Origin of the sequence: Pseudomonas sp. WPR_5_2 (assembly GCF_003634475.1) — a bacterium.
GTDB classification, from domain to species: domain Bacteria; phylum Pseudomonadota; class Gammaproteobacteria; order Pseudomonadales; family Pseudomonadaceae; genus Aquipseudomonas; species Aquipseudomonas izuensis.
The window spans coordinates 257,577-278,547 of the sequence record NZ_RBLA01000008.1 but is presented as its reverse complement, the minus strand read 5'-3'; the positions used below and the strand labels follow the sequence as shown (position 1 = coordinate 278,547).

Sequence of the window (20,971 nt, the reverse complement as noted above, 5' to 3'; positions counted from 1 at the left end):
GGTGATGTCCTTACCCTTGCGTATCATGTCCACCATTCGATAGCCCCGCTTATTTTCCGGAGGGCCCATGAGCCTGCACGAACTGAACACCTTCCCCGGCGTCACCGCTCAACCTGATACCGCGACGCAAAAGTTTGTCTTCAACCACACCATGCTGCGGGTCAAGGACATCACCAAATCCCTGGACTTCTACACGCGCATCCTCGGTTTTACGCTGGTAGAAAAGCGCGATTTCCCGGAAGCCGAGTTCAGCCTGTATTTCCTCGCGCTGGTCGATAAATCACAGATCCCGGCCGACACCGCCGCGCGCACCGAGTGGATGAAATCGATCCCCGGCATTCTCGAACTGACCCATAACCACGGCACCGAGAACGACCCGGACTTCGCCTACCACAACGGCAACACCGACCCACGCGGCTTCGGTCATATCTGCATTTCGGTTCCGGACATCGTCGCCGCGTGCGAGCGCTTTGAAGCACTGGGCTGCGACTTCCAGAAACGCCTGAACGACGGCCGCATGAAGAGCCTGGCGTTCATCAAGGATCCGGATAACTACTGGGTCGAAATCATCCAGCCTGCGCCACTCTAACTTTCACCACAGAACCCTGTGGGAGCGAGCCTGCTCGCGAAAGCGTAATGTCAGCCGACATCACAGTTGAATGACCCACTGCCTTCGCGAGCAGGCTCGCTCCCACAGCAAAGCGGCTCCCGCCCTGTTAAATGCCAGACACAAAAAACCCCATGATCCGTCATGGGGTTTTGTGTTTTCAGCGTCGGCGTTTATGCCGGTGCCGATGTCCGGATCAGGTGATCGAATGCACTCAAGGAAGCCTTGGCGCCCTCACCCACCGCGATCACGATCTGCTTGTACGGCACGGTGGTGACGTCGCCGGCGGCGAACACGCCCGGTATCGACGTTTCACCACGGGCATCGACGATGATTTCGCCACGGGGCGACAACTCGATGGTGCCCTTGAGCCAATCGGTGTTGGGCAGCAGACCGATCTGCACGAAGATCCCTTCCAGCTCCACGGTGCGCAGTTCGTCGGTCTGACGATCCTTATAGCGCAGGCCGTTGACCTTCTGACCATCCCCCGTCACTTCAGTGGTTTGCGCATGGGTAATCACGGTGACGTTCGGCAGGCTGTGCAACTTGCGCTGCAACACCGCGTCGGCGCGCAGCTGCACGTCAAACTCCAGCAGCGTGACATGGGACACGATACCGGCCAGGTCGATGGCCGCTTCGACGCCGGAGTTACCGCCGCCAATCACCGCCACACGCTTACCTTTGAACAGCGGGCCGTCACAGTGCGGGCAGTACGCCACACCTTTGTTGCGGTATTGCTGCTCGCCCGGCACGTTCATTTCACGCCACCGCGCACCGGTCGCCAGGATCACGGTTTTGGCTTTGAGCTTCGCACCACTGGCGAAGTGGATTTCATGCAGCTCGCCATTCGCGCCCGGCACCAACTGGTCGGCACGTTGCAGGTTCATGATGTCCACGTCGTACTGTTTGACGTGTTCCTCCAGCGCGACGGCCAGTTTCGGCCCTTCGGTTTCCTGCACCGAGATGAAGTTTTCGATGGCCATGGTGTCCAGCACCTGACCACCAAAACGCTCAGCCGCAACACCGGTGCGAATGCCTTTGCGGGCCGCGTAGATCGCCGCCGAAGCACCGGCCGGGCCACCGCCGACCACCAGCACATCAAAGGCTTCCTTGGCGCTGATCTTCTCTGCCTGGCGCTCGATGCCGCTGGTGTCGATTTTGGCGAGAATTTCTTCCAGCCCCATGCGGCCCTGCCCGAAATTCACCCCGTTGAGGTAGATGCTGGGCACCGCCATGATCTGGCGCTCATCGACTTCCGCCTGGAACAGCGCGCCGTCGATGGCGACGTGGCGGATGCTGGGGTTCAGCACGGCCATCAGGTTCAGCGCCTGGACCACGTCCGGGCAGTTCTGGCAGGACAGCGAGAAATAGGTCTCGAAGTTGAACTCGCCTTTGAGCGAACGAATCTGTTCAATCACTTCGACACTGGCCTTCGAAGGATGGCCGCCGACTTGCAGCAAGGCCAGCACCAACGAAGTGAATTCATGGCCCATCGGGAGGCCCGCGAAACGCAGGCTGATATCGGCACCGGGGCGATTGATCGAGAACGATGGCTTGCGGGCATCGTCACCGTTATCGAGCAAAGTAATCTGGGTGGAAAGACTGGCAACATCTTTCAGCAGTTCGAGCATTTCCCGGGATTTCGCACCGTCGTCGAGGGAGGCAACGATCTCGATCGGCTGGGTGACCCGTTCCAGGTACGATTTCAACTGGGCTTTAAGATTGGCGTCCAACATACGGGCGATTTCCTTGAATTTGAGACATAAAAAAACGCCCGAGCGAATCTCGCCCGGGCGTTTTTATTGGGCGGTGCAGCTTACTGAGCAGGTGCGGCGTTCCGCCCCGGGTTGCGCGTCACAGACTTAGATCTTGCCGACCAGGTCCAGGGACGGCGCCAGAGTGGCTTCGCCTTCTTTCCACTTGGCTGGGCAAACCTGGCCAGGGTGAGCAGCGACGTACTGGGCCGCCTTGATCTTGCGCAGCAGCTCGGAAGCATCACGACCTACACCACCGTCGTTCAGCTCGACGATCTTGATCTGGCCTTCAGGGTTGATCACGAAGGTGCCACGGTCAGCCAGACCGGCTTCTTCGATCAACACGTCGAAGTTGCGGGAGATGGCGTGAGTCGGGTCGCCGATCATGGTGTACTGGATTTTGCCGATGGCTGGCGACGTGTTGTGCCAGGCAGCGTGAGCAAAGTGGGTGTCGGTGGAAACGCTGTAGATCTCGACGCCCAGCTTCTGGAAAGCGTCGTAGTTGTCGGCCAGGTCTTCCAGCTCGGTTGGGCAAACGAAGGTGAAGTCAGCCGGGTAGAAGAACACCACCGACCATTTGCCTTTCAGGTCAGCGTCCGAGACTTTTACGAAGTCGCCGTTTTTGAATGCGTCAGCTTTGAACGGTTTGACTTGGCTGTTGATGATAGGCATCTATGACTCTCCGTCAGGGGTTGTGAAGTTGATGGAGAGAACTTTACCCACTCGACGGACGGATGGCTCATTGGCAAACCTGATACTGCTGATTGGCTTTCGCTATTAGCCAACAGTATTAATAGAAGAAAACCGAATTTAGGGTTCCAGCGGTTTTTCCACGAGGCGGGTCATGCCGAGAAACGGGCTGGTTTCGATGTAGCGCATGGCGGACTTGATGTCTTTCCAGCCCACGTAGCTCATCAATGATTTCAAGTCCCAGCCACTCTGATGCGCCCATGAGGCAAAACCGCGGCGCAAGGAGTGGCTGGTGTAGTGTTCGGCGGCGATGCCCGAACGCTCCAGCGCCTGACGCAGCAGTGGTATCACGCTGTTGGCATGCAGGCCCTCTTCGCTCAGATGCCCCCAGCGATCGATGCCGCGAAAAACCGGTCCGCGCACCAGGGCCGCTTCGGTGATCCAGGCAATGTACGCCTGCACCGGGCACAACCGCTGCAGGGCGGGTGTCTGGTAAGTCTTGCCGAGGTTTTCGCGGTCACCCTTGCTGCGCGGCAAGAATAAGGTGATGCCGGTGCCGGCGATGGCTTGCACATGTTCGATCTGCAGATTGCACAACTCGTCGCTACGAAATCCTCGCCAGAAGCCCAGCAGGATCAGCGCGCTATCGCGTCTGGCCCGCAGCAAAGCCGGTCGGTTGTTTTCAATGATTGCGGTTTGTGCTTCCTGCTCCAACCCAGCGATCACCTGTTCCAGATGTTGAAGCTGCAAAGGCTCGGCCTGCTTCTCCTGGGCGGGATGCAACGCACGAATCCCCTTGAACACCTTGCGCACCACCGGCGCTTTCGTCGGGTCGGCGAAGCCCTGGCTGTTGTGCCACTGCGCCAACGCCGACAATCGCAGCTTCAAGGTGTTGATCGACAGCACACCGGCATGGGCGACCAGATAACGCGCCACGCTGTCGCCGGTGGCCGGCAGGAAACCACCCCAGGTCACCTCGAAGTGTTCGATGGCCGCACGATAACTGCGACGGGTGTTGTCGCGGGTTGCGGCTTGCAGGTAACGATCCAGCTCGCTCATGGGGTCAAACTCTCGAATGCGTACGGCTTTTACTGGCAAAAATGGATTTTCGGCGTATCACGCGGGGTAATACCAGTATATCCCGCGTCAAAAACATACTGTATTTAACTTTTGTTTTTCGATGGTACAATGTGTATTTACGTAATACGTACCACATCACGAAATAGTAGGAGCAATCATGGCCCGTGGCGGTGTAAATAAGGCAGTAGTGCAAGCTGCACGTTTGGCGATCCTTGCTCGCGGCGAAAACCCCAGCATCGATGCCGTACGGATCGAAATGGGCAATACCGGTTCGAAAACCACGATTCATCGGTATCTGAAGGAGCTGGGCGTCACCACTGAACCGGTGACAACAGAACCGTCCGAGCCTATCGACGATGAGTTGCTCGCACTGGTTTCGCGGCTGGCGCAACGCCTGAAGGAGCAAGCCCAGGCGCCGATCGATCAGGCCCTCGAGCAGTTCGAGTCGCAGCGCAAAACCCTGGAGGCTCAGCTGGAAGAGGCTCGGGAAGCCAACACCGAACTGCACCAGCAGTACGAGATTCAGAGCCTGGCACTCACCCAAGAGTCAGAGGCGCTACACGAAACCCGCGCCATCTTGCAGGCCGAACAAACCCGTAATGCCGGGCTGACTCAGGCTTTGGCTGATTTCGAATTACGTTTGCAGGACAAGGACGAGCAGATCCGCTCGCTGGAAGAGAAGCACCTGCATGCGCGCGACGCACTGGAGCACTACCGCAATGCTGTCAAGGAGCAGCGCGAGCAGGAACACAGTCGTCACGAAAGCCAGGTGCAGCAGTTGCAGATGGAATTGCGTCAGGCGCAGCAAAGCGCGCTGGTGCGCCAGGATGAAATCACCCAGTTGCACCGCGACAACGAACGCTTGCTGACGGAAAACCGCGGCACGCTGCGTGAGCTGAGCCTGATGCAAGAGCAGCTCAAGCAAAGCAACAGCCGCCAGGATCAACTGCTGGAGCAAGTGACACGGTTTGACGGCGAACGCACCCTCCTCCAGGAACGCTTGCGCGTCGCCCTTCTTGAGAGTCAGTCGCTGAAACAGAATGTCGATGAGCAGTCACAGATCAACAAGGCGCTGGAAATCGAGTTGACCAAGGTCCAGGCAGAGCTTGAAACAAACACACGCTTGAGCGAACCCGCCCCTCCCACAACGGACGGCGGCGGGACACAAATGTCATGAACCACGCAAGTTCCTGTGGGAGCGAGCCTGCTCGCGAAGAGGCCATCACATCCAGCATCCCTGCTGACTAAGCCTCCGCTTTCGCGAGCAGGCTCGCTCCCACAAAAGGCGCTTAGCCGGCGACCGGCGTACGCATGGTGACGAACTCTTCGGCGGCCGTCGGGTGCACACCGATGGTTTCGTCGAAGTCACGCTTGGTGGCGCCTGCCTTCAAGGCAATCGCCAGGCCTTGCACGATCTCGCCGGCCTCCGGCCCGACCATGTGGCAACCCAGCACCTTGTCGGTCTTGGCATCCACCACCAGCTTCATCAGCGTGCGCTCCTGGCATTCGGTCAGGGTCAGCTTCATCGGCCGGAAGCGGCTTTCGTAGATCACCACCTCATGCCCGGCGTCCCGCGCTTCTTCCTCGGTCAAACCGACGGTGCCGATGTTCGGCAGGCTGAACACCGCTGTCGGGATCATCTTGTAATCTACAGGGCGATACTGCTCAGGCTTGAACAGACGTCGCGCCACCGCCATGCCTTCAGCCAGCGCCACCGGTGTCAGCTGAACGCGACCAATCACATCACCCAGCGCCAGGATCGACGGCTCGGCGGTCTGGTACTGATCATCCACCTCGACAAAGCCTTTCTTGTCGAGTTTGACCCCGGTGTTTTCCAGCCCGAGATTGTCCAGCATCGGGCGTCGGCCCGTGGCGTAGAACACGCAATCGGCTTCCAGTTGGCGGCCGTCCTTGAGCGTGACTTTCAAGCTGCCATCGGCCTGCTTGTCGATACGCTCGATGTCGGCGTTGAATTGCAGGTCCATGCCACGCTTGGTCAGCTCTTCCTGCAAGTGCTTGCGCACCGAACCGTCGAAGCCCCGCAGGAACAACTCACCGCGATAGAGCAACGTGGTCTGGGCGCCGAGGCCATGGAAAATCCCGGCAAACTCGACGGCAATGTAACCGCCCCCTACCACCAGCACCCGCTTGGGCAGCGCTTTGAGGAAGAACGCCTGGTTGGAACTGATCGCATGCTCATGCCCCGGAATCTCCGGGATCTGCGGCCAGCCTCCGGTGGCGATCAGGATGTTCTTGGCGGTATGACGCTCGCCATTGATCTCGACAGTATGCGGATCGACGATCTTGGCGTGCCCCTCATGCAGGGTCACGCCGCTGTTGACCAGCAGGTTGCGATAAATGCCATTCAGGCGATTGATCTCGCGGTCCTTGTTGGCGATCAGCGTCGGCCAATCAAACTGCGCCTCGTCCAGACTCCAACCGAAACCCGATGCCTGCTCGAAGTCCTCGGCAAAATGCGCACCGTAGACCAGCAATTTTTTCGGCACACAGCCGACGTTCACGCAGGTACCGCCCAGATACCGACTCTCGGCCACGGCCACTTTCGCGCCGAAACCAGCCGCAAATCGGGCCGCCCGCACACCGCCGGAACCGGCGCCAATTACATAAAGATCAAAATCGTGGGCCATTGTCTATCTCCTCGGCAGGTGAACAGCATACCCGCGAGCGCTCGTTGGGCAAGCGCTGCAAATGAAAAAGCCACCCGAAGGTGGCTTTTCAATACAAACAGCTTGGGCGTGCTATCAGTACGCCTTGCCCGTCTTGTAGAAGTTCTCGAAGCAGAAGTTGGTCGCGTCGATGTAGCCCTCGGCACCACCGCAGTCGAAACGCTTGCCCTTGAACTTGTAGGCCATGACGCAGCCGTTCTGGGCCTGTTTCATCAGAGCGTCGGTGATCTGGATTTCACCGCCCTTGCCTGGCTCGGTCTGTTCGATCAGGTCGAAGATGTCCGGGGTCAGGATGTAGCGACCGATGATGGCCAGGTTCGACGGCGCATCTTCAGGCTTTGGTTTCTCGACCATGCTGTGCACGCGGTAGATGTCGTCGCGGATCATCTCGCCGGCGATGACGCCGTACTTGTTGGTCTCTTGCGGGTCGACTTCCTGGATGGCCACGATCGAGCAGCGGAACTGTTTGTACAGCTTGACCATCTGGGTCAGTACGCCGTCGCCTTCGAGGTTGACGCACAGGTCGTCCGCCAGCACCACGGCGAACGGTTCGTCGCCGATCAGCGGACGGCCGGTCAGGATCGCGTGCCCCAGGCCTTTCATTTCGGTCTGACGGGTGTAGGAGAACGAGCAGTTGTCGAGCAGCTTGCGGATGCCGACCAGGTATTTCTCCTTGTCGGTGCCCTTGATCTGGTTTTCCAGCTCGTAGCTGATGTCGAAGTGGTCTTCCAGGGCGCGTTTGCCGCGACCGGTAACGATGGAGATTTCGGTCAACCCGGCATCCAGTGCTTCTTCGACGCCGTACTGGATCAGTGGCTTGTTTACCACCGGCAGCATTTCTTTGGGCATGGCTTTAGTCGCTGGCAGGAAGCGAGTACCGTAACCGGCTGCTGGGAACAAGCATTTCTTGATCATAAAAGTCCTTGAAAGGGCTGTGTGTACGAGTTTCGGCGCAGTCTAATCAGGCGGCGAGCACCTTACAATGCCCCGCGCTGGCTAACCGATGCCATCATAGAGAAATATTCTTGCCGATAGTTCCGCAAGAGACTGCATCGATCCTTCGGCAACCTGTAAGTGATAGCAGAGACCGGCAGATTTGCACGCTTGTCAACTGATCAGGCAATCGCACCACCCTACACCCATCGACACCGGTTGCGGGTGTTTGGCGCTATCATGGCGCATTTGAACCAGCCAACGAGGCAGATAGATGTCGGTAGCAAAAAGCGTCAACGGGTACCTGATCAACAAAGCGAAAGACGGCCAATGGTGGATAGGCAATGCGGGGGGCGAAAATATCGTCGGCCCTTTTCCGACTGAAGCCATGGCGATCGAAGTGGCGTCGGTGCTCGAACTGGAACACCCGGAACCCAAGCGACGCGGCAAGGACAAGAGCTGATCCTTGGCTTACGCGCCACAGCCCTGCCTCTAGGCATGATGCTGGTCACTGAAAATGAAAATTTGACTGGCTTGCGGGCCTTTTTGTGGGAGCGAGCCTGCTCGCGATGGACGACAACAATAACGCGTGCTGTCTGAATGAACGCGTTGTTCGGAGGTTTTTCGCGAGCAGGCTCGCTCCCACAGTGGCCTTTCGCTATAACCTTTTGCCCGCGGCGCTGTCACAGGCTTTGCCCACCCCACTGACGACGACAACGACATGACCCGATTTTTGCCACTGATTGCGGTATTGGCCCTGAGTGGCTGCGCAACATCCGAAACCACTTACCTGAACAACGGCGAACAAGGCCTGGCCATCGATTGCTCCGGGGAAGCCAATTCCTGGGCGACCTGCTATGAAAAGGCCGATGCGTCTTGTGCCGGCACCGGCTACCGCATCGTCGGCACCGACGGCTCTCCAGCCCCCGAGGAGAGTGACAAAACCCTGGGCCTCGACGTCGGCAACTTCAAAAACCGCAGCGTGGTGGTGGTCTGCAAGTAAGGCGCCCTGCCCTATATGTGGATTTCGGCGAATTTGATCCCCAGGCCGCGCACGGTTTCGACCAGATCGTCCAGGCGAGAAAAGGATTCGACTTCGTCGTTGTCATCCACCAGAAAAAAACTGCGTCCGGCGCTCTTTTTGAAAAACACGATCCACTCCCCTGGATTCGCCGGATTTTGTATGACGTGGGTGGCACAGATCAGACCCTCTGCGTGCCGTTCCCGCACTTGCTCGCGCTTCATGCCAGACTCCAGAAATGACAATGCCGCCAGAGCATTGCTTTGACGGCATGGGTGTTTTGAATATCGGTAGTCTATCAGCCGGAAATGCACTCGGTCGCTGCATTGCGTACATCCCGGGGACGCAACGGTACGTTGGAGATGCGTTCATGGAGTTTGATACTGCTGCCGCCGGAGCGCTGTTCAATATCGAATACGGCCGCCGGCCCTGACGACAGCTTCTGCGGCACGATCACCCGCACACCGTCTTTCTGCGGTTCGACTTGCAAGGCCCCGCGACTGCTGGCGAGCTTCTCGCTCAAGCATTGCGCGTACTCATGGGGCTTCTTGCCTGAAATCACGTTCATGGTGGGCAGCGACGCGTCGATCTCCGAGACGGTCGCGCAACCACTTATCGCCAACGCCAACGGCAATACCCACACTCCCCACTTCATACGAAACCTCCGATAAAGACCCTCCGACAGCGCAGATGCGGTTTTTCTCCGGGGCCCACTGTATTTTATCGCCCACCGGGCACCGAATAACCGCTTTTAATTGTCAACGCGGGCCTCGACAGCCGGATAATAACGCCTGCGGACTGATAAACTGCGCCAATTGCCCACTGCTATCGTTTTGATTTTGTAGAAAAAGCCCTTCTGGAGGCGCCCATGAAATTTATCCACCAGCGCGAGCACCTCAATGAAGACGACATCGTCGTCATTCAATGCTCGCAGATGTGCAACATCCGTTTGATGAACGACGCCAACTTCCGCAGCTTCAAGAACGGCGGCCGCCACACTTACCACGGTGGCGCATTCGACACGTTCCCGGCCCGCATCACCGCGCCGAGCACCGGTTTCTGGAATATCACCATCGACACGGTCAACCGCCGGGCAATCAGCGTGACCCGCAAACCGACCCTGACCCACTCGATCAAGATCATTCGCCGCTCCAGCTCGAAACTGAGCTGAGTGACATTCAAGCACACAGACAGGCAGGTATGACCGTGGCTCAGACGACCAAATACGTCATCAAGTACAAACTCAACGGCGAACGCCGCTTCGAATTCGCGCAGCTGGAAAACGGCACCGAGGAAGAAGCGAAGGCCGCGCTGGACGCCTTGCACGGCCAGGGCGAAGACGTCATCAGCGAAATCAGCGTGAGCAAAGCGCTGTAACGCCATCCAGGCGTTGAAATTCGACCGCAAGCGCCGGAGTGTTCGCATCCTCGGCGCGTCCTAGACTGGCCACTTCCCCCTTGGGTCAAGGAGTCAGAGCAATGCCCATCCTTCGCGTATTGATAGCGTGGGACCGCGAGGCCCGTCGATGAGCGGGCGATACCTCGACAGTCTCGATTGGGCGACGCTGGAACAGCAACTCGACCAGGATGGCTGCGCGGTCATCCCGTCGCTGTTGAGCCACAAGGCGTGCGATGAAATCAGCGCCTTGTACGCCCAACCCGAACCCTTTCGCTCGCAAGTGATCATGGCCCGTCACGGTTTTGGCCGCGGCGAATACAAGTATTTCCGCTACCCGCTGCCGGACCTCGTGGCCCGGTTACGCCATGCGCTCTATCCGCGACTGGTGCCGATTGCCAATCGCTGGCATGAACAGATGGGTTTGCCGAACCGTTTCCCTGAAAGCCATGACGCGTTCCTCGAACGGTGTCATGCCGCCGGTCAGGAACGCCCGACACCGTTGTTGCTGCAATACGGCCCACAGGACTACAACTGCCTGCATCAGGATCTGTACGGCGAACACGTCTTCCCACTGCAAGTGGCGATTCTTCTGTCAGAACCCGGTGATGATTTCACCGGTGGCGAATTCGTGCTGACCGAACAGCGCCCGCGCATGCAGTCGCGCCCGCAAGTCATCGGCCTGAAAAAAGGTGACGGATTGATCTTTGCCGTCAACCAGCGCCCGGTCAAAGGCGTGCGCGGATACTACCGGGTAACCCTGCGCCACGGCGTCAGTCGCCTGCACAGTGGAAAACGGCATACCCTTGGCATCATCTTTCACGATGCGACATGACCAGCATGAACCCGACCACCTTTGACCTGTTTGCCGACACCGAACCCGAGCAGCAGCCCAGGATTGAGCGGATCGGCGAACAATCCTGCGTCTTGAGAGGCTTTGCTTTGCCCTGGCTGGACCGCTTGCTGCCCGCGCTGGAAGCGGTGTTGGCGGCCGCACCGTTTCGACAGATGGTCACGCCAGGCGGCTTTACCATGTCGGTGGCTTTAAGCAGCTGCGGTACCTGGGGCTGGACCACCGATCGCAGCGGTTATCGCTACACCCGCAACGATCCGCAGACCGGCCACCCCTGGCCGCCCATGCCCGAGGTGTTTTTCCAGCTGGCGCAAGCGGCGGCGCTGGAAGCAGGATTCAGTGCGTTCGAGCCGGATTCCTGCCTGATCAACCGTTATATCCCCGGAGCGAAAATGTCATTGCATCAGGACAAAGACGAAAAATCCTACGCAGCGCCTATCGTTTCGGTGTCGCTGGGGTTGCCGGCCATGTTCCTGTTCGGCGGCTTCGTGCGCAGCGAGAAGAGCCAACGCGTGCCGTTGCTGCATGGTGACATCGTGGTCTGGGGTGGAGTCGATCGCTTGCGTTATCACGGCGTCCTGCCCATCAAGGACGGCCAGCATCCGCGCATGGGCGAACAACGGATCAACTTCACCTTTCGCACCGCCAGGTGAAAACCCGGAGTTTGACCGCAAGCGCCGGAGTGTAGGTGTACGGGCCAGTGGTTAATCTGCGGCAAACGGGTCAACGGATGCATAGCCATGACAAGCCAATCGACAAAAATCACCACCGAAAACGATCCACGCTGGGCCGCTGTGGTCGCCCGCGATCCACAGGCGGACGGGCAGTTTGTCTACGCGGTGAAAACCACCGGGATCTACTGCAACCCCAGCAGCCTGGCGCGCTTGCCCAAACCGCAGAATGTCGAATTCTTCGAGACCGCCGAGTTGGCTCAAGCGGCGGGTTATCGTCCGAGCAAACGCGCGGCGAAGGATCAGAGCGACGTGGCCGCAAAACATGCCGCCACCGTGGCCGCCGCGTGCCGTCAGATCGAAACCGCCGATGAGCTTCCCGCCCTGAACGAACTGGCCGAGACCGCGGGCCTGAGCAGCTTTCACTTCCATCGGGTGTTCAAGGCCGTCACCGGCCTGACGCCCAAGGGTTACGCCGCGGCCCACCGCTCACGTCGGGTGCGGGAGCGGCTGGCCGGCGGCAGCTCGGTCACGGACGCCTTGTACGACGCCGGTTTCAACTCCAACAGTCGTTTCTATGAGGCAGCGGATCAGGTGCTGGGCATGAAACCCGCCGATTACCGCGCTGCCGGCCAGAACAACGACATCCGTTTTGCCGTCGGCCAGTGTTCCCTCGGGGCGATTCTGGTGGCGCAAAGCGAACGCGGGGTGTGCGCGATCCTGTTGGGCGACGACCCTCAGCAACTGGTCTGCGACCTGCAGGACAAATTTCGCCGGGCCAATCTGATCGGCGCCGATCAAGCGTTCGAACAGTTGATTGCCAGGGTCGTGGGTTTTATCGAAGCCCCGGCCCTCGGCCTGGACTTGCCGCTGGACGTGCGCGGCACGGCCTTTCAGGAGCGGGTCTGGCAAGCCTTGCGGGAGATTCCCGTCGGCAGTACCGCGAGTTACGCCGATATCGCCCAGCGCATCGGCGCACCGAAAGCGGTTCGCGCCGTCGCTCAAGCCTGTGGCGCAAACAGCCTGGCGGTGGCAATCCCCTGCCACCGCGTGGTGCGCAGCGATGGCAATCTGTCGGGGTATCGCTGGGGGGTGGAGCGCAAACGGCAATTGCTGGAGCGCGAAAGCACCACCTGATCCCTTGTAGGAGCGAGCTTGCTCGCGATGGACTCAAGAACGCCGCGTTGAACCAATAACTACGCGTAATCGTTAACGACCATCGCGAGCAAGCTCGCTCCTACAGGGGGTTCAGTGCCCAATCAGCGGTTTACATCCACCACCACCCGCCCGCGCAATTGCCCGGCCAGCAAGCGCGGCGCCGCATCAATGGCTTCGCTTAAACCGATTTCGTGGCTGATCAGCGGCAGCAGATTGAAATCCAGATCTCGCGCCAGACGACGCCACGCCTCCACACGCTTGGCTTTGGGTTGCGTCACGCTGTTGATGCCGGCCAGGGTCACGCCACGCAAAATGAACGGTGCGACAGAGGCCGGGAAATCCATGCCCTGGGCCAGGCCGCAGGCGGCGATGGTGCCGTTGGCCTTGGTGCTGGCACAGGCGTTGGCCAGGGTGTGGCTGCCGACCGAATCGATGACCGCCGCCCAACGCTCCTTGGCCAGGGGTTTGCCCGGCTCGGACAGTGTCGCGCGATCGATGATTTCGCTGGCGCCCAACTGCTTGAGGTAATCGTGCTCCGAGGTGCGGCCGGTGGACGCGACCACCCGGTAGCCCAGCTTGCACAACAATGCGATGGCGAAACTGCCCACACCGCCATTGGCGCCAGTGACCAACACTTCGCCTTGCTCGGGTGTCACGCCGTTATGCTCCAGTGCCAGGATGCACAACATCGCCGTGTAACCGGCGGTGCCGATGGCCATGGCTTGCGCAGCGGTAAATGCCTCGGGCAACGGAATCAGCCAATCGCCATTCAGGCGCGCTTTTTGCGCCAGACCACCCCAATGCCCTTCGCCCACACCCCAGCCATTGAGCAGGACCTGGTCACCGACCTTGTAGTCCGGATGCCCGCTGACCTCGACGGTCCCTGCCAGATCGATCCCCGGCACCATCGGGAATTTTCGCACCACCGGGCTGCTGCCGGTGATCGCCAGGCCGTCCTTGAAATTCAACGTGCTATACGCCACGCGCACCGTCACGTTGCCCTCGGGCAGTTGATCCTCACTGATCGCTTGCAGGGTGGCTCGGTAACCGCTGTCGTCTTTGTCGATCAAAATGCCTTGGAACATGACTGCCTCCGGAGGGTTCACCTGTTATGGTGTGATTTAAATACCACATCGCAAAAAAATGCCGTACACGACTTTAAGCCAATACATAAAACCAGCGGAGCTAATAACGCCTGCGCCGGCAGACAAACATGACTGGCCTTGGGCCAATCATGCTGCTACAAATCCTGATCGTCCTTGCCCGGTTTCAACATCGGAGAGCACCCAAAATGAGTCAATGGCCAGACACCCGCATTCTTGACCTGCTCGGGATCGAGCTGCCGATCATCCAGGCCCCAATGGCTGGCGCCACCCTCTCTTCCATGGTCATCGCGGCCAGCAATGCCGGCGGCCTGGGCTCCATGCCGGCAGCGATGCTGAGCATCGAGCAATTGCGCGAAGAGCTGAAAACCATCCGTCAACACACGCAGCGCCCAATCAACGTCAACTTTTTCTGCCATCAACCGCCACCCGCCGACGAGCAACGTGCGAAAGACTGGAAGCATCTGCTGGAACCCTACTACCACGAACTGGGTGTCGACTTCGATGCACCGACACCGGTGTCCAATCGTGCGCCGTTCGATGCCGCAAGCTGCGAAGTGATCGAGGAATTGCGCCCGCAAGTGGTGAGTTTCCACTTTGGCCTGCCGGAAAAGTCCCTGCTGGATCGGGTGAAGGCCACCGGGGCAAAAGTGCTGTCCTCAGCCACCACGGTCGAAGAAGCCCTGTGGCTGGAGCAGCATGGCTGCGACGCGATCATCGCCATGGGCTACGAAGCGGGCGGACACCGCGGGATGTTTCTCAGCGATGACCTGAGCAGCCAGGTCGGCACCTTCGCCCTGGTGCCACAGATTGTCGATGCGGTGAAAGTGCCTGTGATCGCCGCTGGCGGCATTGCCGATGCGCGCGGCGTTGCAGCAGCGTTCATGCTGGGGGCTTCGGCGGTACAAGTGGGCACGGCGTATCTGTTCACGCCGGAAGCCAAGGTCAGTGCGTCGCATCACAAGGCATTGCGTACCGCGAAGGAAAGCGAGACGGCCGTCACCAACCTGTTCACCGGGCGCCCGGCACGGGGGATTCTCAATCGGGTGATGCGCGAACTCGGACCGATGAACGCCAAGGCACCGGCCTTTCCTCTGGCGGGTGGCGCGCTAATGCCATTGCGGGCCAAAGGCGAAGCGGACTTCAGCAACCTCTGGGCCGGGCAGGCATTCACGCTGGGGGTTGAATTGACGACCGCAGAACTGACCCGGCGACTGGCCGAGGAAGGATTGGCGAAATTGCTTCGCCGCTGAATCTGCCAAACCCTGTGGCGAGGGAGCTTGCTCCCGCTGGGTCGCGAAGCGGCCCCAAAAGCTTGCGACTGCTTCGCAGCCGAACGGGAGCAAGCTCCCTCGCCACAAGAGCACACCCACAATGATGAGACCTCTCACCCCAGATCAGGCAAGTTCCGTTCGCAGGCATTTCGCTATATATTCGTATATATAACGAATCACCCCCTCGCATCATCTGCTTATAACGGAGCCGTTTCATGACCATTCGTGCCTCACGTTTTGCCCCTACTTGCCTGGCGACTTTGATAGCCGTGTTCGCCTTCGGCTCTGCCCAGGCCGATGAAGTCCAGGTGGCCGTCGCCGCCAACTTCACCGCGCCGATTCAGGCGATTGCCGCCGATTTCGAAAAAGATACCGGGCATAAACTGGTGACTTCGTTCGGTGCGACCGGTCAGTTCTATACCCAGATCAAGAATGGCGCACCGTTCGAAGTGTTCCTCTCGGCGGACGACACCACCCCGGAAAAACTGGAAAAGGAAGGCGACACCGTCAAGGGCTCGCGCTTCACCTACGCCATTGGCACCCTGGCACTGTGGTCGGCCAAGGAAGGTTACGTCGATGCCAAGGGCAAAGTGCTGAGCGACAACCAGTACCAACACCTGTCCATCGCCAACCCGAAAGCCGCGCCTTATGGCCTGGCGGCGACCCAGGTACTGGCCAGGCAAGGCCTGACCGACAAGGTCAAGGACAAGATCGTTGAAGGCCAGAACATCACCCAGGCCTACCAGTTCGTATCCACCGGCAATGCCGAATTGGGCTTCGTCGCCTTGTCGCAGATCTACAAAGACGGCAAAGTCACCAGCGGTTCGGCCTGGATCGTTCCGGCCAACCTGCATGACCCGATCAAACAAGACGCGGTGATTCTCAACAAGGGCAAGGACAATCCGGCCGCCAAGGCGCTGGTTGACTACCTCAAGGGACCAAAAGCCGCTGCTGTCATCAAGTCCTACGGTTACCAACTCTAAATGTCGCTCACGAGTGCCGATTTTTCCGCCATCTGGCTGACCCTGAAACTGGCGTCCCTGACGACCGTCATCCTGTTGGTGATCGGCACTCCGCTGGCGTTGTGGCTTGCGCGCACCTCATCCTGGTGGCGCGGTCCGGTCGGGGCGATCGTCGCCCTGCCCCTGGTGCTGCCGCCCACGGTGATCGGGTTTTATCTGTTGCTGGCGCTCGGCCCTAACGGGTTCGTCGGCCATTTCACCCAGTCATTGGGGCTCGGCACCCTCACCTTCAGTTTCGCGGGGTTGGTCATCGGTTCGGTGCTGTACTCGATGCCGTTCGTGGTCCAGCCCCTGCAGAACGCCTTTTCCGCCATTGGCACTCGCCCGCTGGAAGTGGCCGCGACCTTGCGCGCCAATCCCTGGGACACCTTTTTCAGCGTCACCCTGCCCCTGGCCCGCCCTGGCTTCATTACTGCGGCCATCCTCGGTTTCGCCCACACCGTCGGCGAATTCGGCGTGGTGCTGATGATCGGCGGCAATATTCCCGACAAGACCCGCGTGGTCTCGGTGCAGATCTACGATCACGTCGAAGCCATGGAATACGCCCAGGCCCATTGGCTGGCGGCGGCGATGCTGGTGTTCTCCTTTGCGGTATTGCTGGCGCTGTACTCCAGCCGAAAAACCAAAGCGGGCTGGAGCTGATCGATGATTCAAACACGCCTGAAGTTGAGTTATCCGGGGTTCGCCCTGGATGTCGATTTACAGTTGCCCGGTCGCGGCGTCACCGCGCTCTACGGTCACTCCGGTTCGGGCAAGACCACCTGCCTGCGGTGCATCGCGGGTTTGGAACGGGCCGAGCGGGGGTTTATCCAGGTCAACGACGAAATCTGGCAGGACAGCGACAAGAACATTTTCGTCGCGCCGCACAAGCGCGCCCTGGGTTATGTGTTTCAGGAAGCCAGTCTGTTCCCGCACCTGTCGGTGCTGGCCAACCTGGAATTCGGCCTCAAACGCATCCCGAAACACCAGCGCCGGGTCGACATGGCCCACGCGACCGAGCTGCTGGGCATCGGCCACCTGCTCGATCGCCATCCACAACACCTGTCGGGCGGTGAACGGCAACGCATCGGCATCGCCCGCGCCCTGCTCACCAGCCCCAAACTGTTGTTGATGGATGAGCCGCTGGCCGCGCTGGACGCCAAACGCAAAGGCGAAATCCTGCCTTACCTGCAACGGCTGCACGATGAACTGGACATTCCGGTGCTGTACGTCAGCCACTCCCAGGATGAAGTCGCGCGACTGTCCGACCATATCGTCCTGCTCAGCGACGGCAAGGCGCTCGCCAGCGGTCCTATCGGACAGACCCTGGCTCGCCTCGACCTGCCGTTGGCACTGGGTGATGACGCCGGCGTGGTCATCGAAGGCCGCGTCAGCCGTTATGACAGCGATTACCAATTGCTGACCCTGGCACTGCCCGACACAGCCCTGAGCATTCGCGTGCCACACACGCCGATGGCGCCGGGCCAGGCGTTGCGCTGCAAGGTTCAGGCGCGGGATGTGAGCCTGAGCCTGCACAACGCCGAACACAGCAGCATCCTCAATCGCCTGCCGGTCACCGTGGTCAGTGAACTGGGTGCCGACAACGCCGCCCACGTGCTGGTACGACTGGACGCGGCGGGCACACCACTGCTGGCGCGCATTACGCGCTTTTCCCGCGATCAGTTGAACGTGCATCCCGGCCAGCAGCTCTGGGCGCAGATCAAGGCCGTGGCGGTATTGGCCTAGCAATAGGGGTTTAACGGCGCTGGCACGACTGCGGTGGCCTGGGGTCAATGGCTGTAACGACCCCGGATTCCTCGCTCAGGAAGATCACCATGCCCGATGCGCTGCCGCCCGACCTGCATTACGTCGATGACACCCGGCCCGGAATCACCCGCAGGAAGCTGCGTGGCAAGTTCGGCTATTTCGACCCGACCGGTCAGCGGATTACCGATCCTGCCGAAATCCAGCGCATCAACGCACTCGCAGTGCCGCCGGCCTACACCGACGTGTGGATCTGCGCCGACCCGCGCGGGCATCTGCAAGCCACCGGCCGCGACGCGCGCGGTCGCAAGCAGTACCGTTACCATCCGCGCTGGCGCGAAGTGCGCGACAGCGACAAGTACTCACGCCTGCGGGATTTCGGCCTGGCCCTGCCGAAACTGCGTAAACAGCTGGAGGCCTTGTTGGCAGCACCGGGCTTCAGCCGCGACAAGGTCATGGCCACTGTCATCACCTTGCTCGATGCCACGCTTATCCGTGTCGGCAACACCCAATACGCCCGGGACAACCGCTCCTACGGCCTGACCACCTTGCGCAGCCGTCATGTGGAGATCAACGGCAGTGCGATCCGGTTCCAGTTTCGCGGCAAAAGCGGTGTCGAACATCAGATCACCGTGAAGGACAGGCGCCTGGCGCGGATTATCAAGCGTTGCCAGGACATCCCCGGGCAAGATCTCTTCCAATACCTCGATGAAAACGGCGAGCGACACACCATCACGTCCGCTGACGTTAATACCTGCCTGCAAACCCTGACCGGTGCCGACTTCACCGCCAAGGACTACCGCACCTGGGCCGGCAGTGCCCTGGCGCTGGCGGTGTTGCGCAAACTGCAGTGGCAACCGGAATCGGAGGCGAAACGGCATGTGGTGGAGATGGTGAAAAACGTCGCCCGGCAGTTGGGCAATACCCCGGCGGTGTGCCGCAAATGCTATATCCATCCGGCGGTGCTCGAGTGCTTTCATCTGGGCGCACTGGCCGATCTGCCCCGGCCAAGAACGCGTAAAGGCTTGCGGGCCGAAGAGGTCGGGCTGGCGATGTTGCTGGAGAAACTGGCGTCTGAACCGACGAATTGACTTGCCTATTTTTTGCACGATTACAAATGACTTCTATAGTTGATCTGTACACGAGTCAGCTGCGGTGAAGCCATGGAAGACATTTTCGTCGTGAAGCGTTGTAACAAGATCATCATTCATGGCCGCCGAGCCGGAGAAACCGGTCATCCACCCCCCGAGGCTGCCGTCTGGTACCGCATAAACGATACCCGCACCAACGGTTTCATCGGTGACGGCTACGAACTTGAAGACGACGCCAAACGCGTCTGCCGCCAGCTGAATGCCAGGTCACAAGTAACGGCCCGAGAAGGCTGATGAGTTCTCGCGTGCCTTTTACGGGTCTATACTGAAGAGGGCTGAAATGTCCTGCCAGGTGTCTTGAACGGAGGTGTTTCCCATGTCCGAAAAAGAGTCCATCACCACCCTGCTCACCCTGCTCGATTCCCGTCAGGTTCGCCTGGCCGCGGCATGCAAGGAAATCGCCGATTGGGTCGATCACCAAGGCGGACATCCGACTGCCCTCAGGATTCGCGATCGCCTGAACGACATCGAGAAGGATACGCCGCTGATCCGTAATACCCTGTCGTCGCTCAAACCTGTCGATCCACCACTGCCACGGTTCAGATGAGTCGTTGCGGACAGTCGATGCGAAGACAGGGTCTGACAGCGCAGGCATGATCGGCGACATTGTTGTCACCGAGTGAGTGCCTGCCCGCTCTATTCATGCTTCTCCCCCCAACCCGGCCAGGCGCCGGGATTTTTTTTGCGCCAGGCACGCAACGAACGTCACCCACCGTGTGAGGTCCAACGATCACACGTCACGAGGAGACGTCCCAATGGTTACTCACTTCAAAGTCAGCGGGCACCTGGCCTGCGGTCACAAAGGCAACAACCTCACTTCGACCCGCGAACTCAACCGGGTCAAATGCCGAAGCTGCCGAAACACCGAAGTGTACAAAGAGGCGCGCAAAGCCCAACGCAACGCTGCACGGCGCGCCGCACGCAAAGCCAAAGCCACCCAAACCGTTGCTGACTGGCGCCAGGCCTGGACCGAGCGCCTGATCGCCCTGCCCGGGTTGCAAAGATTGCCCCGTGGTTTTACCGGCCAACCCTACGTTTAGCCAAAGGCTTCGGGGGCTGGGTTGTGCCGACCCGGCCACCTGAGGCTACTCAATCGTTGCGTTCACGCACCCTGGCTGCAGGATCTCGCGCAATGACATGCGTTTGAAGGCCTCGACCAATCCGCGCCCTTCCCCGGGCGCGCAAGAGATCGCCAGGCGCATGGTCGCCTCGCCCAGGTGCCAGATCAGAAATGCGGACTCCCGGACCTGCACTGCATCGCTGTGCGGATACACCCTCAGCATCGTCTCGGCCAGTAACCCGCCGGCATTTCGACTCTCCTCCAACTCCAGCGCCAGCAGGTGTTTGTCGGCCTGCATGCCGGACCAGATATCACGCATCGCCGGGGTCGCCAACACGATCTCATAGTACTGATCGAGCAAGTCTGAATAGGCGGCTTGCAACCCTGGCACATCCTCGACCGCCCCCAAGGCTTCTTCGATACAGCGACGGCTTTCGGCGTTGTAGCGTTCGGCCAACGTGCGTATGACCGCACTCTTGTCGGGGAAGTACTGATAAAGGGAGCCGATGGAGATTTCGGAGCGCTCGGCAATTTCACTCATCTTGAGCTGATCGCTGCCCTTGGTTGCGATCAGCTCCGTCGCCACGGCGAGGATGCGCTCCTGGCGTTCGCGGCTGCGTTGCTGCGTGGGATTGCGTCGAATCGGCTCTGCAACAGCCTGTTCTAGCACTTCGCTGGTCTTCTTGGGCACGGCCGGACTCCCGATCAATAAACATGACACTGACTCACCTTAGCACCCGCCATGGGGGTACCCAATAGGTCATCGCCA

Annotated in this window: 26 protein-coding genes; 17 read left to right on the top strand and 9 right to left on the bottom strand. The window is 59.7% G+C overall.

Going from position 1 to position 20,971, the window contains the following annotated elements; translation table 11 throughout:
• The first annotated feature begins 67 nt into the window (after positions 1 to 67).
• The gene (gloA, locus tag BJ917_RS26775) at positions 68 to 589 is read left to right on the top strand and encodes a lactoylglutathione lyase (RefSeq protein ID WP_096511757.1); all 522 of its coding nucleotides are present in this window, start codon (positions 68 to 70) and stop codon (positions 587 to 589) included.
• Between the two features lie 191 nt (positions 590 to 780).
• Here the strand turns inward: gloA and ahpF are convergent, their stop codons facing one another.
• The 3 genes from ahpF to BJ917_RS26760 all read right to left on the bottom strand — a co-directional run bounded on the left by ahpF (position 781) and on the right by BJ917_RS26760 (position 4,110).
• Positions 781 to 2,343 carry an alkyl hydroperoxide reductase subunit F gene (gene ahpF / locus BJ917_RS26770; RefSeq protein WP_121105430.1) on the bottom strand — a complete coding sequence of 521 codons (1,563 nt, stop codon included), beginning with the start codon at positions 2,341 to 2,343 and terminating at the stop codon, positions 781 to 783.
• A gap of 126 nt (positions 2,344 to 2,469) precedes the next feature.
• Entirely contained in the window at positions 2,470 to 3,033 is a 564-nt protein-coding gene (ahpC, locus tag BJ917_RS26765) for an alkyl hydroperoxide reductase subunit C (protein WP_007975937.1), read from the bottom strand.
• A 138-nt stretch (positions 3,034 to 3,171) separates the two neighbouring features.
• Positions 3,172 to 4,110 carry a site-specific integrase gene (locus BJ917_RS26760; protein WP_096511759.1) on the bottom strand — a complete coding sequence of 313 codons (939 nt, stop codon included), beginning with the start codon at positions 4,108 to 4,110 and terminating at the stop codon, positions 3,172 to 3,174.
• A gap of 178 nt (positions 4,111 to 4,288) precedes the next feature.
• Here BJ917_RS26760 and BJ917_RS26755 point away from each other — a divergent pair, with 178 nt between their 5' ends.
• Positions 4,289 to 5,308 (top strand): DNA-binding protein, encoded by a 1,020-nt coding sequence (locus BJ917_RS26755; RefSeq protein ID WP_121105428.1) that lies wholly within the window; start codon positions 4,289 to 4,291, stop codon positions 5,306 to 5,308.
• A gap of 112 nt (positions 5,309 to 5,420) precedes the next feature.
• On the opposite strand, the gene gorA is transcribed toward BJ917_RS26755, so the two are convergent.
• Positions 5,421 to 6,779 (bottom strand): glutathione-disulfide reductase, encoded by a 1,359-nt coding sequence (gene gorA, locus BJ917_RS26750; protein ID WP_096511761.1) that lies wholly within the window; start codon positions 6,777 to 6,779, stop codon positions 5,421 to 5,423.
• Positions 6,780 to 6,893: 114 nt separating this feature from the next.
• A complete protein-coding gene (gene galU / locus BJ917_RS26745; protein ID WP_008065368.1) occupies positions 6,894 to 7,733 on the bottom strand; it encodes a UTP--glucose-1-phosphate uridylyltransferase GalU in 840 nt (279 codons plus the stop codon).
• A 292-nt stretch (positions 7,734 to 8,025) separates the two neighbouring features.
• Here galU and BJ917_RS26740 point away from each other — a divergent pair, with 292 nt between their 5' ends.
• The gene (locus BJ917_RS26740; protein ID WP_096511762.1) at positions 8,026 to 8,214 is read left to right on the top strand and encodes a hypothetical protein; all 189 of its coding nucleotides are present in this window, start codon (positions 8,026 to 8,028) and stop codon (positions 8,212 to 8,214) included.
• 258 nt (positions 8,215 to 8,472) lie between these two features.
• A complete protein-coding gene (locus BJ917_RS26735) occupies positions 8,473 to 8,754 on the top strand; it encodes a hypothetical protein (RefSeq protein ID WP_096511763.1) in 282 nt (93 codons plus the stop codon).
• A gap of 11 nt (positions 8,755 to 8,765) precedes the next feature.
• On the opposite strand, the gene BJ917_RS26730 is transcribed toward BJ917_RS26735, so the two are convergent.
• Positions 8,766 to 8,996 carry a hypothetical protein gene (locus BJ917_RS26730; protein ID WP_096511764.1) on the bottom strand — a complete coding sequence of 77 codons (231 nt, stop codon included), beginning with the start codon at positions 8,994 to 8,996 and terminating at the stop codon, positions 8,766 to 8,768.
• Positions 8,997 to 9,070: 74 nt separating this feature from the next.
• Complete coding sequence (locus BJ917_RS26725) at positions 9,071 to 9,427, bottom strand: hypothetical protein (RefSeq protein ID WP_096511765.1); 357 nt, start codon at positions 9,425 to 9,427, stop codon at positions 9,071 to 9,073.
• Between the two features lie 213 nt (positions 9,428 to 9,640).
• Here BJ917_RS26725 and BJ917_RS26720 point away from each other — a divergent pair, with 213 nt between their 5' ends.
• From BJ917_RS26720 to ada, 5 genes are all read left to right on the top strand, one after another.
• Positions 9,641 to 9,943: a DUF1883 domain-containing protein gene (locus BJ917_RS26720; RefSeq protein WP_057400164.1), complete on the top strand. Its 303-nt coding sequence runs from the start codon at positions 9,641 to 9,643 to the stop codon at positions 9,941 to 9,943.
• A 35-nt stretch (positions 9,944 to 9,978) separates the two neighbouring features.
• A complete protein-coding gene (locus BJ917_RS32050) occupies positions 9,979 to 10,149 on the top strand; it encodes a hypothetical protein (RefSeq protein WP_095194899.1) in 171 nt (56 codons plus the stop codon).
• 148 nt (positions 10,150 to 10,297) lie between these two features.
• Positions 10,298 to 11,002 carry a 2OG-Fe(II) oxygenase gene (locus tag BJ917_RS26715; protein ID WP_096511766.1) on the top strand — a complete coding sequence of 235 codons (705 nt, stop codon included), beginning with the start codon at positions 10,298 to 10,300 and terminating at the stop codon, positions 11,000 to 11,002.
• 5 nt (positions 11,003 to 11,007) lie between these two features.
• Entirely contained in the window at positions 11,008 to 11,673 is a 666-nt protein-coding gene (gene alkB, locus BJ917_RS26710; protein ID WP_121105467.1) for a DNA oxidative demethylase AlkB, read from the top strand.
• 87 nt (positions 11,674 to 11,760) lie between these two features.
• Complete coding sequence (gene ada / locus BJ917_RS26705; protein WP_121105426.1) at positions 11,761 to 12,828, top strand: bifunctional DNA-binding transcriptional regulator/O6-methylguanine-DNA methyltransferase Ada; 1,068 nt, start codon at positions 11,761 to 11,763, stop codon at positions 12,826 to 12,828.
• 122 nt (positions 12,829 to 12,950) lie between these two features.
• Here the strand turns inward: ada and BJ917_RS26700 are convergent, their stop codons facing one another.
• Positions 12,951 to 13,934 (bottom strand): MDR family oxidoreductase, encoded by a 984-nt coding sequence (locus BJ917_RS26700; protein WP_121105424.1) that lies wholly within the window; start codon positions 13,932 to 13,934, stop codon positions 12,951 to 12,953.
• Positions 13,935 to 14,140: 206 nt separating this feature from the next.
• Here BJ917_RS26700 and BJ917_RS26695 point away from each other — a divergent pair, with 206 nt between their 5' ends.
• The 8 genes from BJ917_RS26695 to BJ917_RS26655 all read left to right on the top strand — a co-directional run bounded on the left by BJ917_RS26695 (position 14,141) and on the right by BJ917_RS26655 (position 20,182).
• Complete coding sequence (locus tag BJ917_RS26695; RefSeq protein WP_096511769.1) at positions 14,141 to 15,205, top strand: nitronate monooxygenase family protein; 1,065 nt, start codon at positions 14,141 to 14,143, stop codon at positions 15,203 to 15,205.
• Positions 15,206 to 15,441: 236 nt separating this feature from the next.
• Positions 15,442 to 16,209, top strand: coding sequence for a molybdate ABC transporter substrate-binding protein (gene modA, locus BJ917_RS26685; protein WP_096511770.1), 768 nt, complete (start codon positions 15,442 to 15,444; stop codon positions 16,207 to 16,209).
• Positions 16,210 to 16,890 carry a molybdate ABC transporter permease subunit gene (gene modB / locus BJ917_RS26680; protein ID WP_121105420.1) on the top strand — a complete coding sequence of 227 codons (681 nt, stop codon included), beginning with the start codon at positions 16,210 to 16,212 and terminating at the stop codon, positions 16,888 to 16,890.
• Between the two features lie 3 nt (positions 16,891 to 16,893).
• Positions 16,894 to 17,973 (top strand): molybdenum ABC transporter ATP-binding protein, encoded by a 1,080-nt coding sequence (modC, locus tag BJ917_RS26675; protein ID WP_121105418.1) that lies wholly within the window; start codon positions 16,894 to 16,896, stop codon positions 17,971 to 17,973.
• Positions 17,974 to 18,062: 89 nt separating this feature from the next.
• Positions 18,063 to 19,082: a DNA topoisomerase IB gene (locus BJ917_RS26670; protein ID WP_096511773.1), complete on the top strand. Its 1,020-nt coding sequence runs from the start codon at positions 18,063 to 18,065 to the stop codon at positions 19,080 to 19,082.
• A gap of 72 nt (positions 19,083 to 19,154) precedes the next feature.
• Positions 19,155 to 19,376 carry a hypothetical protein gene (locus BJ917_RS26665; protein ID WP_096511774.1) on the top strand — a complete coding sequence of 74 codons (222 nt, stop codon included), beginning with the start codon at positions 19,155 to 19,157 and terminating at the stop codon, positions 19,374 to 19,376.
• Positions 19,377 to 19,458: 82 nt separating this feature from the next.
• A complete protein-coding gene (locus tag BJ917_RS26660) occupies positions 19,459 to 19,689 on the top strand; it encodes a hypothetical protein (RefSeq protein ID WP_008055683.1) in 231 nt (76 codons plus the stop codon).
• Positions 19,690 to 19,897: 208 nt separating this feature from the next.
• Entirely contained in the window at positions 19,898 to 20,182 is a 285-nt protein-coding gene (locus tag BJ917_RS26655) for a hypothetical protein (RefSeq protein WP_096511775.1), read from the top strand.
• A gap of 45 nt (positions 20,183 to 20,227) precedes the next feature.
• On the opposite strand, the gene BJ917_RS26650 is transcribed toward BJ917_RS26655, so the two are convergent.
• On the bottom strand, positions 20,228 to 20,893 hold the full coding sequence (locus BJ917_RS26650; protein WP_096511776.1) for a TetR/AcrR family transcriptional regulator: 666 nt from the start codon (positions 20,891 to 20,893) through the stop codon (positions 20,228 to 20,230).
• Between the last annotated feature and the right edge of the window lie 78 nt (positions 20,894 to 20,971).

Bases quoted from the DNA above. Each gene is read 5' to 3' on its own strand.
- gloA (WP_096511757.1), top strand. From the start codon at position 68: ATGAGCCTGCACGAACTGAACACCTTCCCCGGCGTCACCGCTCAACCT.
- ahpF (WP_121105430.1), bottom strand. From the start codon at position 2,343: ATGTTGGACGCCAATCTTAAAGCCCAGTTGAAATCGTACCTGGAACGG.
- ahpC (WP_007975937.1), bottom strand. From the start codon at position 3,033: ATGCCTATCATCAACAGCCAAGTCAAACCGTTCAAAGCTGACGCATTC.
- BJ917_RS26760 (WP_096511759.1), bottom strand. From the start codon at position 4,110: ATGAGCGAGCTGGATCGTTACCTGCAAGCCGCAACCCGCGACAACACC.
- BJ917_RS26755 (WP_121105428.1), top strand. From the start codon at position 4,289: ATGGCCCGTGGCGGTGTAAATAAGGCAGTAGTGCAAGCTGCACGTTTG.
- gorA (WP_096511761.1), bottom strand. From the start codon at position 6,779: ATGGCCCACGATTTTGATCTTTATGTAATTGGCGCCGGTTCCGGCGGT.
- galU (WP_008065368.1), bottom strand. From the start codon at position 7,733: ATGATCAAGAAATGCTTGTTCCCAGCAGCCGGTTACGGTACTCGCTTC.
- BJ917_RS26740 (WP_096511762.1), top strand. From the start codon at position 8,026: ATGTCGGTAGCAAAAAGCGTCAACGGGTACCTGATCAACAAAGCGAAA.
- BJ917_RS26735 (WP_096511763.1), top strand. From the start codon at position 8,473: ATGACCCGATTTTTGCCACTGATTGCGGTATTGGCCCTGAGTGGCTGC.
- BJ917_RS26730 (WP_096511764.1), bottom strand. From the start codon at position 8,996: ATGAAGCGCGAGCAAGTGCGGGAACGGCACGCAGAGGGTCTGATCTGT.
- BJ917_RS26725 (WP_096511765.1), bottom strand. From the start codon at position 9,427: ATGAAGTGGGGAGTGTGGGTATTGCCGTTGGCGTTGGCGATAAGTGGT.
- BJ917_RS26720 (WP_057400164.1), top strand. From the start codon at position 9,641: ATGAAATTTATCCACCAGCGCGAGCACCTCAATGAAGACGACATCGTC.
- BJ917_RS26715 (WP_096511766.1), top strand. From the start codon at position 10,298: ATGAGCGGGCGATACCTCGACAGTCTCGATTGGGCGACGCTGGAACAG.
- alkB (WP_121105467.1), top strand. From the start codon at position 11,008: ATGAACCCGACCACCTTTGACCTGTTTGCCGACACCGAACCCGAGCAG.
- ada (WP_121105426.1), top strand. From the start codon at position 11,761: ATGACAAGCCAATCGACAAAAATCACCACCGAAAACGATCCACGCTGG.
- BJ917_RS26700 (WP_121105424.1), bottom strand. From the start codon at position 13,934: ATGTTCCAAGGCATTTTGATCGACAAAGACGACAGCGGTTACCGAGCC.
- BJ917_RS26695 (WP_096511769.1), top strand. From the start codon at position 14,141: ATGAGTCAATGGCCAGACACCCGCATTCTTGACCTGCTCGGGATCGAG.
- modA (WP_096511770.1), top strand. From the start codon at position 15,442: ATGACCATTCGTGCCTCACGTTTTGCCCCTACTTGCCTGGCGACTTTG.
- modB (WP_121105420.1), top strand. From the start codon at position 16,210: ATGTCGCTCACGAGTGCCGATTTTTCCGCCATCTGGCTGACCCTGAAA.
- modC (WP_121105418.1), top strand. From the start codon at position 16,894: ATGATTCAAACACGCCTGAAGTTGAGTTATCCGGGGTTCGCCCTGGAT.
- BJ917_RS26670 (WP_096511773.1), top strand. From the start codon at position 18,063: ATGCCCGATGCGCTGCCGCCCGACCTGCATTACGTCGATGACACCCGG.
- BJ917_RS26665 (WP_096511774.1), top strand. From the start codon at position 19,155: ATGGAAGACATTTTCGTCGTGAAGCGTTGTAACAAGATCATCATTCAT.
- BJ917_RS26660 (WP_008055683.1), top strand. From the start codon at position 19,459: ATGTCCGAAAAAGAGTCCATCACCACCCTGCTCACCCTGCTCGATTCC.
- BJ917_RS26655 (WP_096511775.1), top strand. From the start codon at position 19,898: ATGGTTACTCACTTCAAAGTCAGCGGGCACCTGGCCTGCGGTCACAAA.